The organism is Embleya sp. NPDC025285 (assembly GCF_055558835.1).
Genome location: NZ_JBVHLU010000066.1, coordinates 20175 through 33443, shown reverse-complemented (window position 1 = coordinate 33443; position 13269 = coordinate 20175). Strand labels below are relative to the sequence as shown.

Genomic DNA, 13269 nt, shown 5'->3' with positions numbered 1-13269 from the left:
TCTCCAAATCGGCAGGACCACGAGGGAGCGAGCCGTCACTCAGCTCTGATCGAGCACCGTCAAGAGGTCGGTGTTGTAGAAGTCGTCGATGGAAATGGCACCCGACAGCGTCGAGAAGTACCGATCGATCAGCTCCTGGTGACCGACCAGGTTGCGCAGCAACTCGGCCCGCCCCTCGGGCTTCAACTCGGCCACGTTGAGCGCGCCCTGGTAGAAGCCGGAGAAGGTCTCGTCCAGGTCTTCCTCGTAACGCTCCAGCGCCTGCCCGAGCGCCGCGTCGTCGTGCAACCGCTGACCGATGTGGTCGGTGAGCGACTGGGCCTGGACGAAGGCGTCGGTGATGCCGCGGGCGGTGATGGAGTCCTTGTGGTGCACCGCGTCCCCGAGCAGCGCCCAACCGGGCCCGAACGCCTTCCGGAAGAAGTTCTCCTGATGGCCGGTGCCGTACAACTGCTCCACCCGCCGGCCCGCCGACATCCGCTCGGACAACCGGGGAGCCGTCGAGCGCACGGCTTCGAGGTAGGCGGACTCCACCGCGGTTCGGACGTCGGAGAACTCGTCCTGCGGGAAGTAGGTCATGATCAGCGTGAGGTCGTCGTTGGTGGGGATGACACCGATCCAGCGCCCCTGCCGTTCGTACAGCTCGAAGTGCGCGGGAACGTCCGCCCAGTAGCTGTAGTAGGTGCAGGTCATCCGGGGGTGCTCGACGACGTTCGGTGCGCCGACCTTGCGGGCCACCAGCGAGCGCATGCCGTCCGCACCGACGACCAGCCGCGCCCGCTCGCTCGCCTCGGCGCCGCCGGGCGTCGTGTACCGCACCCCGACGACCCGATCGTCGGCGAACACCAGATCGGTGACCGAGCAGGACTCCCGGAACTCCACACCGGCCGCCACGGCGGCGCCGGCGAGGATCGGGTCGAGCACATACCGCCTCGGGGCGTACGTGGTCCGTTGGCCGTCGACCGGCAGGGAGAAGCCGTCCAGCCGCACACCGGGCGCCTCGTAGCTCTGGTGGTCGATCGGCCGGCAGCCCGCGTCGCGGAGTGCGTCGAGCAGCCCCCATCGTTCCAGCAGCGCCACGCCCGGCTGGTGGATGTAGTGCGAGGACAGCGTGTCCTGTGGGAAGCGCGCTTTCTCCAGGAGCAGGACGCGATAGCCCTGCCGGGCGAACAACATGGCCGCCGGCGAACCCGCACAACGGGCACCGATGACAATGACGTCGTACATGGCGCCTCTCTTACCGATTGGTAATTGGATCACAATGCGGCAGCGGTCGGATAATTCGCGGTGATCGAGCGCGCCGGCGACGCAGCGGGCGGAAAACCGCTGCCGAGCACGAATGTGATGCTAACCGTCCGGGCCCACGGGAGAAACGACCCGGCAGCGCGGGCCCATTCTCGCGACTCGAAAAGGAAATTGTCGGGATGGCCGTCACGAAGTGACTTCGAATTGGAAATCGTCGGCCCGGGCGACGCCATAACCGTCACGCGGCGACTCGGAATCGGAAATCTCCGGCCGGGTGCGAGGCTCGCCGTTCGACGTCGTCCCGTCGACGGGACACCCGGCATCCACAGCCGGCCCGGAATGCCGACGCCACCGTAGGTCCCGACCGCCGAGGGTCACAAGGGAGACAGGATCGCCGACTTCCCGGCCGAACGCCGTCCCCCCGGGCCCCTGATCCCGGCACGAGCGGGCGACGGCCTGTCGTCGTCCGCGCGACCGCCCGCATGCACCCCACGCGCGACACGGGTGATCTACGCTGCCGCCGACGGACCGCGCGGGTACGGCACACGGCCGAGTACGGACGACTCCCAGGAGCGCGCAATGACGTTACGCAAGAGATCCAGGGCCGCCGCGATCGGCGTGGCGGCGGTCCTGATGGCGGCCACCGCCTTCACCGGTTCCGCCCAGGCGTCGCGGGACGCGTCCTGCCCGCCCGGGGACCACCGGGCGACGCAGCGCGCGATGGACGCGGCCGTGCGGGCCGGTGTTCCCGGCATCACCGCCCAGGCGCGAGACGGCGACCGGGTCTGGAAGGCGACATCGGGCGTGGGCAACCTGAGGACGGGTGCGCCGCGCGGCAGGAACGACCGGTTCCGCATCGGCAACATCACCGACACCTTCGTGGCGACCGTCCTGCTCCAGATGGAGGCGGAGCGAAGACTCGCTCTCGACGACGCCGTGGAGCGCCATCTACCCGGCTTGGTGCGAGGCAACGGCAACGACGGCCGCGCGATCACCGTTCGGCAGCTTCTCAACCACACCACCGGCCTGTTCGACTACCTTGCCGACAAGGAGTACGGCGAGACGTACCTGGAGGGCGACGGCTTCCTCCGGCACCGCTATGACACCCTGACGCCCGAGAAGCGCGTGGCGGTGGCCTTCTCCCACGCACCGCTGTTCGCGCCCGGCGCCAGACACTCGTTCTCCGGCACGAACGACGTCCTGGCCGCGCTGATCGTCGAGAGGGTCGGCGGCAGGTCGTACGAGGACGAGGTGCGCGATCGCATCATCGAACCACTGGGGCTGAGGGCGACGTCCCACCCCGGCGACAGCGTCCACCTGCCCCGGCCGAGCAGCCGCGCCTACTCCAAACTCTTCAGGTCGCAGCCGGATCGGATCGAGGACGTCACCGCGATGAACGGGTCCCAGACCTGGGGCAACGGCGACATCATCGCCGACGCCGAGGATCTGAACGTGTTCTACCGGGCCCTGATGCGCGGGAGACTGCTGCCGTCGCGGCAGCTCGAGGCGATGATGACCACCGTCGACAATCCCGACTTCCCCGGCGCGTCCTACGGACTGGGCATCGAACGGTTCACGCTGGGCTGCGGTACGACCCTGTGGTACCACGACGGAGGCACCGCGGGGTCGACCTCCCTGGTCGCCACCACCGAGGACGGCCGCCGGCAGATCGCGATCAACTACAACAGCGACTGGGGAGGAGAGACCGGCCTGGCGATTCTGAGCGCCGAATACTGCCCGTCCTGACCACCGGGCACCCGAGACCGCGTGCTTGCGCTCGCTGTACGCGAATGCCATGGTGCCATGATGGCGCCATCACCGTCGGCCATGGCCACAGGCCACTCGAACCACCCTCATCCGGCGGCCCGCAGAAATGCGAACGATGACCACCGGCCCATCGAAACGCCGTGTTCACCCGGACGCGAGGGCCGCGGAAAACTACCGGGCCAGGCAGGCGCCGCGCGGCGCAATCAACGTGCCATCATGATTCCATGGAACTACGGGAGTACGTCGAGGCGCTGCGCGACGAGCTGGTCACGGCCTCCGCGGCAGGGGATGCCGAGACCCGCGCGGTCGCCGAGCGACTCGTCGCTCCGCTGGAGTCGGCCGTCCGGCTCACGTTGCTCAAGGTTTTGTCGGCCGCGGCCGACGAGATCACCCGCGACCTGGCGCCCGGCTCGGTGGACCTGCGCCTGCGGGGGATGGAACCCAGTTTCGTGGTGACGGCGCCCTCGGGCAACGGCGCGGGGGAAGGCGCCGCGGAGGAGACCGACGACGCGGCGGGCGACTGGTCGACCGGTACGGCGAGGGGCGGCGCCACGGCCCGGATCAATTTTCGGCCTCCGCAGGAGATGAAGGACGAGATCGAGAAGGCGGCGTCCCGGCAGGGCATCTCGGTCAACACGTGGATGGTCCGAGCCTCCGCCGCGGCCCTGTCCAACAGCAGGCGATCCCACCGCGGCAAGCAGCAGTTCAGCGGCTGGGTGCAGTAGCCGCCGCGAACGAGCACAAACCGAACCCGGCCGGCCGACCGCACACCCACCCGTTACCGACGGGATGCGTGTGCGGTCCGCATCCCGTCGACGGCCGGGGAAGACTTGACGAAGGGCCGCCCCGTCCCGCGCGTCGCGTCGTACCCGCCGTCCCTTCCACGAGAGTCGTTCGTCAGGCGCGGTGGATCGTGATGTCTCCGTAGGAGGAGTGCGCCCGCACCTCGATGCCTTCCTCGGACGACGCGGCGACCTGCTCCAGCATGTTGTTCACCCGCCCGTATCCGGTGGCCACATCCAGCTTCGCCGGGCGGTCCCCGCCGATGCCGACCTCCAGGTCACCGGAACCGGTCTTGAGCACGACCTCGCCGCGACTGACCTCCGCGATACGGATGTTGCCGTTGGAGGTCTTGGCGTCGGTCCTGGACCCCGAGGCGTGGTCGATGGAGATGTCGCCGTTGGAGTTGCGGACCTGGACGTCGCCGGTGACCGTGCCGATCTCGGTGTCGCCGTTGGAGTTCTTGGCCTTGATCGAACCGTCGATCTCGCCGATCCGGATCCGTCCGATGGAGGTGCCGACCTCGGCGTCGCCGTCGACCCGGCCGACGGTGATGTGGCCCGCCGAGTTCAGGCGCAACGGGCCGACGTGGTCGAGGTGGACGATCGCGGTGGAGGTCTTGTACGCGCACTCCCCCAGGCGACCGGAGGAGCGCAACTCTCCCAGTGCCGCCTTGCCGTGTACGTGCGAGCCGACGGGCAGCGCGATCGTGACGTCCACCGAACGGGTCTTCCGGGAGAGGTCCAGTCCCGCGAGCGGCTTCGGGCCCTTGACCACCAGTACGCCGTCCGCGTACTCGACGGTCGTCTCCTTGGCGGCCTTCACATCCGAGGCATCGCTCACGTCGCTCGGCCGTACCTCGACGACGGTGTCGGTCCGGTCTTCGGCGGTGATCTGCACGTCGCCGACGTGGAGTTCGATCGTGACCGAGATCGACTTGGGCGTATCGAAAACAGGCATGGCTGTCCTTCTCATCACGAACGGGCCGACATCGATGGCGCCATCACGGCGCACATGATGTGCCATGGCAAGCTGCAATGACCCCGATGGCGCCATCACAGTACTCGTGCGTACGCCCTGCGGAACACTCCCCGTACGCTACTCGGCCCGACACAGCCGGCGTGTCCGCCGGTCGCACCGCCTCCTCCCCACGACCGGTCCGCCCGGTGTGGTCACCCGACGCTACTGGGATATCGCACCCAGGGATTCGATGTACGCGGAGATCGACGCCACCGTCGGGTTGAGGTACATCCGGTCCGCCGGGACCTCGACGCCCAGTTCCTCGATGAAGGCTCCCTGGATCCTGGCCATGATCACCGACTGGCCGCCCAGGGCGAAGAAATCGTCGTCGACGGATATGTCGTCGCGCCGGAGTTCCCGGCACCAGATGGCGTGCACCCGCTCGGCAATCATCACAGTCCTCTCCGTTGTGTCATCAAGGTCCGTCGACTATGCCGAAGTGCCGCTGTCGGCGTACCGGTTCCGGCACGCGTCGAGCAGCGCCGCCCGGTCCACTTTCCCGTGCGGACTGAGCGGGATCCGCGGGATGTTGACGAACCCGACCGGAACCATGTTCCGCGGCAGCGTCTCCAGCAGGCGGGCGCGCACGTCGTTCTCGGCGAGATCGTCCCCCGTCGGAACGATGAACGCGATCAACTCGGCCTCGCCGGAGTCGGTATACCTGGTCACCACCGCCGCCTGCCGGACCCCGGCCAGCCGACCGAGCGCGCGCTCGATGTCGGTGGGGTCGATACGCATGCCCCGCACCTTCACCTGCGCGTCCATCCGGCCGGCGACGACCAGGTCCCCGGCCTCGTTCACCCGACCGCGGTCGCCGGTGCGGTACAGCCTGCGCGGCTCGCCGTCGACCACGATCGTGGTGAATCGCTCGGATTCGGGACCCGTGCCGTTGAGGTAGCCGGCGCCGACGCTGGTTCCCGAAATGCAGATCTCGCCGTACTCCCCCGCCCCGACACCGCGCATGTCCTCGTCGACGAGGTGGAGATCGGTGTTGTACGCCGGTCTGCCCACCGGTGCGATCTCGTGTTCGCCGGGCCGGTAGTCGGCGAGGTCGTACGACGACGCGACGTCCGTGCACTCGGCGACGCCGTACTGGTGCAGGAGGGTGCACGTGTTCCCGGCGCGCCCCGCCCAGTCGGTGAGCCGTTCCGCGTGCAGCGGCTCGCCGCCGAAGAGCACGTAGTCCAGCCGGGTGAGCGCGTCGCCGCCGCGTGCGGTCTCCCAGTCCACCAGCAGGTACAGCGTGCTGGAGGCGCAGTGCACCGTGCGGATCTCGTGCCGGTTCAGCATGCCGTAGGCCATCGCGGCGTCGAAGTTGCGGCTCGCCATCAGGTACTGGGTGGCACCACAGAACAGCGGCATCATCAGGCTGCGTTGCGAGAGGTCGAACCCGAACGCGCTGACGACCAGGTTGTTCGACCCGGAGTGCAGACCGTACTCGATCATCAGCCAGTTCAGCAGGTTGAACCAGCCCTCGTGCCGCACCGCGGTCAGCTTCGGCGTACCGGTCGACCCGGACGTGAAGACCGCGTAACACACGTCGTCCCCGGTGACCGGGACGTCGGGACCGGTCGTGGGAAGCGTGTCGAGGTGCTCGGACAACTCCTCGAGGACGAGCACCTCGACGGCCGCCGACTCGACCAGTTCGGCCGTGGCCGGGGAGGCCACGATCAAGGCGAGGTCGGGGACCTGCCCCAGCAACAGTCGCAACCGCGCCGCCGGGTACGCCGGGTCGAACGGAACGTAGGCCGCGCCCGCCTTCAGCGTGCCGAGGATGGCGACCACGATGTCGATCGAGTAGTCCAGGCAGACGCCGACCTTCGCACCCGGGCCGTGTCCGCGCGCGGTGAGGAAGTGCGCGAACCGGTTGGCCTTCGCGTCCAGTTCCGCGTACGTCACCTGCCGTCCGGCGCAGAAGACGGCGACCTCGTCCGGCGCGGCCCGCGCGTGCGCCTCGAACCGCCTGTGCACGACGGGCACCGCGGGCAGGGCGACCCGCTTTCCCTGAAGGATCATCAACTGACTCCGATGTGACGGGTGTCCGGTCGACCAGGGCGCGCCGGCACACCACGGGGAACGGGCTGGTCCGGCGCTCGGCGGGCGGCGCGCCGCTCGGCGTCTCCTCGACGGGCTCGGTCGGTCCTCCGCCGTCAGTCCGCCGCCATCGCCTCCTGCAGGCTCTTCGGGCGCATGTCGGTCCAGTTCCGCTCGACGTACTCCAGGCAGTCGGCCCTGGACGCCTCGCCGAAGACCACGCGCCAGCCCGCGGGCACGTCGGCGAACACCGGCCACAGGGAGTGCTGCTCCTCGTCGTTGACCACGACGTGGAAGCGACCGTCCTCGTCATCGAAGGGGTTCGTGCTCACGGGCACCGTCCTTAATCGTCACGACGCGACTGTGGATTGAAAAACGCGGGACCGAGCGGCATTCGATCGGCAGCGGGAAATCAGGATTGCAATTCGCCGCGCTCCGGGCGACCCCCGACCGTCACGGGGCGAATCGGGTATGCGCGATTCCGGAATCGGGCGCGGGTTCGCCTTTTCCGTGTCGTCCTGTCGACAGGACACCCGGCATCCGCAGCCGAACTCGGCCTGCCGACACCACACGGTAGGGCGCGACCACCGACGCCACAATGCCGAATGCTCGCCCATCTCCCGGTGTTCCATCCGAACCCGTACCGCACCGAATTCCGTGCCACCATGACCGGGCATCGGGCCCGGGCCCCGTCATGGCTGCGCCCGAGTCGTGCGATCGCCGTGTACGTGGGCGCGTACCCCCTGCATGTCGAACAGGACGAGGAGTTCCACCGCTCCGCCGTCCGCGCTTCCCAGCCAGTGCGGCAGTGAGGTGTCGAATTCGGCCGCGTTGTCGGCCTTGACCGTCAGATCGCGCTCTCCGACCACCAGTCGCAGCGTGCCACTGAGCACGTACAGCCATTCGAAGCCCTCGTGCGTCTGCAAGGTCGGTTCGAGTGGCTCCGCCCGCGCCGGAATGATCATCTTGAAGGCCTGCGTTCCGCCCGGCCGCCGGGACAGGGGTACGAACGTCATCCCGAATCGCCGAATCGGCTTCAGATGCATCCGCGGGTCACCGGTGCGCGGCGCACCCACGAGATCGTCCAGCGGGACGTCGTAGACCTGGGACAGATGCAACAACAACTCCAGAGTCGCCCGGCGCTGACCGCTCTCCAGACGGGACAGCGTGCTTTCCGACACCCCGGTGCTCGCGGACAGATCGGCGAGGGTGATCCCGCGGGCACGGCGCAGCGCCCGCAGCCGCGGACCGACCGCGTCGAGCACGTCTTCCATTGCAAAGTCCATGGGACCAGCTTGCCGAAACGGCAAGGATCCGCGCCACTTCGTGACCCACCGGCCGAGACTGGCCGCACGGAAACCGAGTGGAAGGAACCCTCATGGAGCGCTCCGACGCGGCCGAATACTGGGACGACGTCTACGCGGAGCGGCCCGCGTCCGCCGACCCGCGGCCGAACGACCGTCTCGTCGAGACGGTGACCCCGCTGCCGCCGGGCGGCGCGCTCGACCTCGGATGCGGTGGTGGCGGCGACGCGCTGTGGCTCGCCCACCGGGGCTGGCGGGTCACCGCCCTCGACGTCTCGGCCGTGGCGACGACGCGACTCGCCCGGCAGGCCGAAGCGCGCGGCCTGAGCGACCGGATCAGCGCCAGGCAACACGACGCACGCGACTCCCTGCCCGAAGGCCCGTTCGATCTGGTCACCGCCCACTACTTCCACACCCCGTACGCACAGGACAGAACCGCCATCCTCCGCTCTGCCGCCCACCTGCTGCGTCCGGGCGGACGACTCCTGGTCGTGGACCACGGATCGACGGCGCCGTGGTCATGGAATCAGGACCCCGACGTGCGGTATCCGACCCCCCGAGAGGTCGCCGCACCCATGCGCCTGTCCCCCGATCGGTGGACGGTCGAACGCGCCGACACGCCGCGCCGAGTCGCGGTCGGCCCCAACGGGCACACGGCCGAAGTCGTCGACCACGTCCTGCTCATCCGCCGAACCGGCTGACACCACCCCACACGGAACCAAGTACCAACCCAGGAGAACCGCCGTGCCCACCGCCTCCCGCCGCCGCGACACCCCGCCGCCCCGCACCGCGAACAGCGAAGCCGACGTCCTGCGCGGATTCCTCGACTACCTGCGCGCCTCGATCGCCAAGAAGGTCGACGGAGCCCCGGAGCCTCGAGTCCGGACGCCGGCAGTCCCCTCGGGCACGAATCTGCTCGGCCTCCTCAACCACCTGATCGCCGTCGAAAAGGCAACGTTCCTCGGCGAAACGGTCACCGACTGGCCTGCGACATTCCACCCCGCCCCGCAGGACAGCGTCACCGACCTCGTCGCCCGCTACCGGGCAACCGTCGACCGCGCGAACAAGGTCCTCGACGCATGCGGCGACCTCGCCGCCCCTCTCCCCCGACCCGGACGCTCCGGCTCCGCCCCCAGCATCCGCTGGGCCCTCACCCACATGATCGAGGAAACCGGCCGCCACGCCGGCCACGCCGACATCCTCCGCGAACTCATCGACAACACCACAGGCCGCTGAACCCCGCCTCTTCGCCGACGTGGCGTCACCGGGAGGGATGATTCGCACGGCGAAGCCGGGCGGATCGGCCCCCCGCCGGCGGTACTTCCGGCGCCCGGTCACAGCCCGGACCACGTGGGGCGGCTTCTCCCGGCACGAGATGATCCGCTCGTTCCCGCGCGGCCGCGACCGCGGCCGAGAGAGCGGGCGTGGCGGTGTCGATCACCGGTTCGTCGGCCGGACAACCACGGCGGCCACTGCGGTTCGTACCGTACGCGTCCTCACAGGGCTCTCCCTCTCGCCGGAGATACCCCATGACGTCCCATTACATGACCCTCAGTGAATACTTCACCACTCTTGGTGGTGGTCCGACACCATCGGACTCGCGAAAGCGGTGAGCCGGTCGGCCGCGTCGGCGACCCGACGGACCGCATCGGCCGCGCCCGCCCCAATGCCGCGGAGTTCACCAACGGCCCGGCAGGTGCCCCCGGTTGCGGAGGCGGCCGGTCGGGTGTGCGGGTTCAGGCGTACGGGTGGGGGTGTTGGGCCCGCCAGGTGTCGGTGGCCACTCCGGACATGACGATCATCACGATGTCCTCGGCCAGGGAGTCGGTGATCGGGAGGTGGCCGAAGAGGGCGCGGTAGTAGGTGGTGGACGCCAAGAGGTCGAGCAGGAGATCGAGATCGGTGTCGGGCCGGATGTCGCCGCGGTCGATGCCCCGGCGCAGGGCGGTGGCGGTGGCGGCGCGTCGGGGGTCGAAGAGGCGGGCGAAGAAGGTTTCGGCCGGCGCCGGATCGGCGGCGATGTCGGCCACCAGGGCGGGCCACACGCGGCGGGTGCCGGGGCCGGCGAAGGCGGTGGTGAGGGTGGCGATACCGGCGATGAGGTCGCAGTGGGTGCAGCCGGTGTCGGGCGTGGGGGCGTCGCCCATCGCGGCCGCGAGGGCGTCGACGACGAGGTGGCGGCGGGAGGGCCGGCGGCGACGGCCCTGACGCACCACCACGGCGCGGGTATGGGAACCGCGCTCGGCGTGACGTTCGGGCTGACGGCGCTGCTTGCCTTGACGGCCGTGGTGGTGTCCGGCCGGATCAAGGCACCGGCCGAAGTCTGAGAACTCGGCGAGTGACCAAGGTCGAATCCCGGGCGCCGGACGTACGCGTCGCCGAGCATGGCGGGTGGATACGCACATGCTCGGCGACGAGTGACGATTCCGCGGGCCGGGCCGTTGGCCGTGCGACTCTCCTCGGGTTACCCGCTACCGGATCCGACGCGCGTCACGACGGCCCGCCGGGCCCGTGGACTCAGCGGGACGGCAGGTCGAAGTTCCAGCCCTTGGCCTTGTATTCGATGATGAGTCGATCGACCGCGTCCACGGTTTGTTGGCGGTCGCCGCCCGCGTCGTGCAGGGTGACCACGCCGGTCGGGGTGATGCCGTCGCGAAGCCGCTGAAGGAGGACGTCCACGCCGGGCAGTTCCCAGTCGCCGGGCATCAGCGTCCAACTCAGTGGACGCAGGCCGAGGTTGGCGGCAACGGCGGGCGACTGGCCCCAATTGCCGTACGGCGCACGGAAGTAAGGGATCTCGACACCCGGTACGGCGGCGCGGATCCGGGCGTCGGTCTGCTTGATGTCCGCTTCGATCTCCGCCGGGGAGACGGTGGTCAGGTCGCGGTGGCGGTAGGTGTGGTTGCACAGCGTGTGACCGTCGGCGACGATCGCGCGGACCGTCGCCTCCTGCCACTCGACCTGCTCGCCGACGACGCAGAACACCGCCTTGACCTGGTGCTTCTTGAGGACTTGGAGCAGTTGCGGGGTGTACTGCGGACTGGGCCCGTCGTCGAAGGTGAGCGCGACCTGGTTGCCCGGGTGGGCGGTCGTGGTGATCAGCGCGGGACTCACCGGGCCGCCGGCGGGGGTGGTCGTCGCGGTCGTTGAGGCGGTGGTCGGCGTGGGCGATGCGGTGGCGGTGGGAGAACCGACCCACGCGGTCGCGGCGCAGGCGAGCACGGCGGCCAGGGTTGCCATCCGGCGGCGGCGCGGCTGGGGGTGGGAGCGGGACTGGGTGCTGCGGGTGGGTGACATCGGGGTGGTTCCCTTTCCATGGAGCGTCGGTCGTGGTGCTGTTCTGCGACCGGGGTCGAGGCGCGACGGACTCCGGGCCTCGGTGGCATCGTCCGTACGCCGGAGCGACCCTCGCAGGGGCGCGCGGGCATACCGCAGTGGCGGCGGGAGCCGGGGTCGGCTCGGCCGTCGCTGTTCGGTTGATTCCTGGTTGGAATTGGATATCGGCCGTACATCTTTTGGACTACCGGCCGACACCGTTACGCGAGACAGGCCGAACTTTTATCGCCCGCACGTCGTGCCGCCTCGACCCCGATTGCGCGCGGCGCATCGGGTTCGACCGGCGGATCCGAGCCCGAGAATGAACCGTCCGTAAACGGAACCCTTCCGGAACGCGCACACACCAGAGCCTTTCGGTTCTTTTGCCACCGGTCTAGACCATCGTAGCTGTATGTGTCCTTCCTCTGACTGTGTGGAATTACATTTGGTCATGGGCTTGACCTGGCGAACCAATCTCGATCATAATCGAGCATGTTCGCAACCTTTTGATCAATGAAGTGCATTGAAGAAACGTTTCGGCACCCCATTAATACACGTTTCCGTCACGCCACAAGCGGCGCGCAGTCGATTGGCAGCCTTCACGAAAATCAAGCCAAGCTCCCAATATCCAGCCAAGGCATAAATCAGTGCACCGAATATCGGTGCATCCCGGGAAATTGGTCCGATAAAAGAGCCCCGCCTCCCCGACCACGAAGTGGCGGAGAGGCGGGGCGCCGGATTGCGGCTTTCCCGGCACGCCGCGTGGCGGCCGCGCGGGATCCGCTCAGCCGCGGATCAGATGCCGAAGGCGGGCGCGGCGCCGCCGGGCGCGGCCGCGTGGTGCGAGTCGCGGTCGCGTCCGGCGGCGAGGTGGGATCACCTCGTCATGATCTTGTTGCTGGTGCCGTTGTCGACGATGTCGGGCTTGCTGCCGTCGGACTTGACGCCGTAGAACAGCAGGCTGTTCGAGCCGGTCACCCGCACCGATCGGTCGGGGCGGTTGACGACGGCGGTGCCCGCGTCGTTCGGCGACCTTGCGCGCTATGCCAAGAGGTCCGGCGCGGCCCGCAGTTCCTCACGCACCGCCGACTCCCAATAGCCGACGAAGCCGTTGCCGTCGCTGCGGAGAGTGCGTTCGAGCCAGTGCGCGGGCAGGGGGCTGGTGCGACGTCCGTCGGCGGCGCGGACCATCCAGGCGTTGCGGCAGCGGATCTCGAGGGCGACCGCGCGCTGATGGACGGCGCGTGTGCTGACGCCGACGACGAACACCCCGTGACCGGCGAGCAGCGCGAGGTCGGCGTCGCCCATCGCCGCGATCGCCTTGCGCGCGGCCTCGGAGTTGTTCACCGCGCCGTCGTACTCGTCGACCAGCGTCAGTTCTCCGCCGCCGAGGGTGGAACTCTGGTCGTACGCGGGCGGCACCTCGCCCATGTCGGCCCACACCGTGCCGAACCGCGGGTGGTTGTGCATCGCGACCCGGACGTTCGGGCGGGCCCTGTGCAGTTCGAGGTGCAGGGGGATGCCGAGCGGCACCGGCCAATCACCCTCGACGACGTTGCCGTCCAGGTCGATGCGGATGATGTCCCGCGGGCGGATCTCGTTCCACGTCAGCAACCAGGGGTTGCACAGCAGCGTGCCGTCTCCGAGGTTGTAGGTGATGTGGCCGGCGAGGTGGTCGTCGTAGCCCTCGCGCCACAACGTGCGCGCCAGCAGCACGATCTCCTGCGCGGGGCTCAGGTCGGGGGCGAGCTTGTCCGGCGTCGGGGTGAATGTCATCGAAGGCCTTTCGCGGAAGGGGAATCGA

General features: G+C 69.0%; 13 protein-coding genes. 4 read left to right on the top strand and 9 right to left on the bottom strand.

The features are described 5' to 3' along the window. Positions 1 to 39: 39 nt before the first annotated feature. Positions 40 to 1227 carry an NAD(P)/FAD-dependent oxidoreductase gene (locus ACZ4FV_RS34295; RefSeq protein ID WP_465324139.1) on the bottom strand — a complete coding sequence of 396 codons (1188 nt, stop codon included), beginning with the start codon at positions 1225 to 1227 and terminating at the stop codon, positions 40 to 42. Between the two features lie 597 nt (positions 1228 to 1824). Between ACZ4FV_RS34295 and ACZ4FV_RS34290 the strand changes: the two genes are divergently transcribed. Both ACZ4FV_RS34290 and ACZ4FV_RS34285 read left to right on the top strand, forming a co-directional pair. Then, the gene (locus ACZ4FV_RS34290; RefSeq protein WP_465324137.1) at positions 1825 to 2991 is read left to right on the top strand and encodes a serine hydrolase domain-containing protein; all 1167 of its coding nucleotides are present in this window, start codon (positions 1825 to 1827) and stop codon (positions 2989 to 2991) included. Positions 2992 to 3236: 245 nt separating this feature from the next. Further along, complete coding sequence (locus ACZ4FV_RS34285) at positions 3237 to 3737, top strand: hypothetical protein (RefSeq protein WP_395873259.1); 501 nt, start codon at positions 3237 to 3239, stop codon at positions 3735 to 3737. Positions 3738 to 3909: 172 nt separating this feature from the next. Here ACZ4FV_RS34285 and ACZ4FV_RS34280 read toward each other — a convergent pair whose 3' ends face one another. From ACZ4FV_RS34280 to ACZ4FV_RS34260, 5 genes are all read right to left on the bottom strand, one after another. After that, complete coding sequence (locus ACZ4FV_RS34280) at positions 3910 to 4752, bottom strand: DUF4097 family beta strand repeat-containing protein (RefSeq protein ID WP_395873260.1); 843 nt, start codon at positions 4750 to 4752, stop codon at positions 3910 to 3912. 222 nt (positions 4753 to 4974) lie between these two features. Then, a complete protein-coding gene (locus ACZ4FV_RS34275; protein WP_395873261.1) occupies positions 4975 to 5205 on the bottom strand; it encodes an acyl carrier protein in 231 nt (76 codons plus the stop codon). A gap of 36 nt (positions 5206 to 5241) precedes the next feature. Further along, complete coding sequence (locus ACZ4FV_RS34270) at positions 5242 to 6828, bottom strand: amino acid adenylation domain-containing protein (RefSeq protein WP_402242004.1); 1587 nt, start codon at positions 6826 to 6828, stop codon at positions 5242 to 5244. Positions 6829 to 6962: 134 nt separating this feature from the next. Continuing rightward, positions 6963 to 7178: an MbtH family protein gene (locus tag ACZ4FV_RS34265; RefSeq protein ID WP_395873263.1), complete on the bottom strand. Its 216-nt coding sequence runs from the start codon at positions 7176 to 7178 to the stop codon at positions 6963 to 6965. Positions 7179 to 7538: 360 nt separating this feature from the next. Then, positions 7539 to 8132 (bottom strand): helix-turn-helix domain-containing protein, encoded by a 594-nt coding sequence (locus tag ACZ4FV_RS34260; RefSeq protein WP_465324132.1) that lies wholly within the window; start codon positions 8130 to 8132, stop codon positions 7539 to 7541. A 92-nt stretch (positions 8133 to 8224) separates the two neighbouring features. Between ACZ4FV_RS34260 and ACZ4FV_RS34255 the strand changes: the two genes are divergently transcribed. Both ACZ4FV_RS34255 and ACZ4FV_RS34250 read left to right on the top strand, forming a co-directional pair. Further along, positions 8225 to 8851 (top strand): SAM-dependent methyltransferase, encoded by a 627-nt coding sequence (locus tag ACZ4FV_RS34255; RefSeq protein WP_402242002.1) that lies wholly within the window; start codon positions 8225 to 8227, stop codon positions 8849 to 8851. A gap of 43 nt (positions 8852 to 8894) precedes the next feature. Then, positions 8895 to 9386: a DinB family protein gene (locus ACZ4FV_RS34250; protein ID WP_465324130.1), complete on the top strand. Its 492-nt coding sequence runs from the start codon at positions 8895 to 8897 to the stop codon at positions 9384 to 9386. Between the two features lie 500 nt (positions 9387 to 9886). Here ACZ4FV_RS34250 and ACZ4FV_RS34245 read toward each other — a convergent pair whose 3' ends face one another. The 3 genes from ACZ4FV_RS34245 to ACZ4FV_RS34235 form a co-directional block, all read right to left on the bottom strand. Beyond that, positions 9887 to 10369 carry a TetR-like C-terminal domain-containing protein gene (locus tag ACZ4FV_RS34245; protein ID WP_402241996.1) on the bottom strand — a complete coding sequence of 161 codons (483 nt, stop codon included), beginning with the start codon at positions 10367 to 10369 and terminating at the stop codon, positions 9887 to 9889. 298 nt (positions 10370 to 10667) lie between these two features. Next, on the bottom strand, positions 10668 to 11447 hold the full coding sequence (locus tag ACZ4FV_RS34240) for a polysaccharide deacetylase family protein (RefSeq protein WP_465324127.1): 780 nt from the start codon (positions 11445 to 11447) through the stop codon (positions 10668 to 10670). Positions 11448 to 12506: 1059 nt separating this feature from the next. Beyond that, positions 12507 to 13241 carry a class II aldolase/adducin family protein gene (locus ACZ4FV_RS34235; RefSeq protein WP_395873269.1) on the bottom strand — a complete coding sequence of 245 codons (735 nt, stop codon included), beginning with the start codon at positions 13239 to 13241 and terminating at the stop codon, positions 12507 to 12509. Between the last annotated feature and the right edge of the window lie 28 nt (positions 13242 to 13269).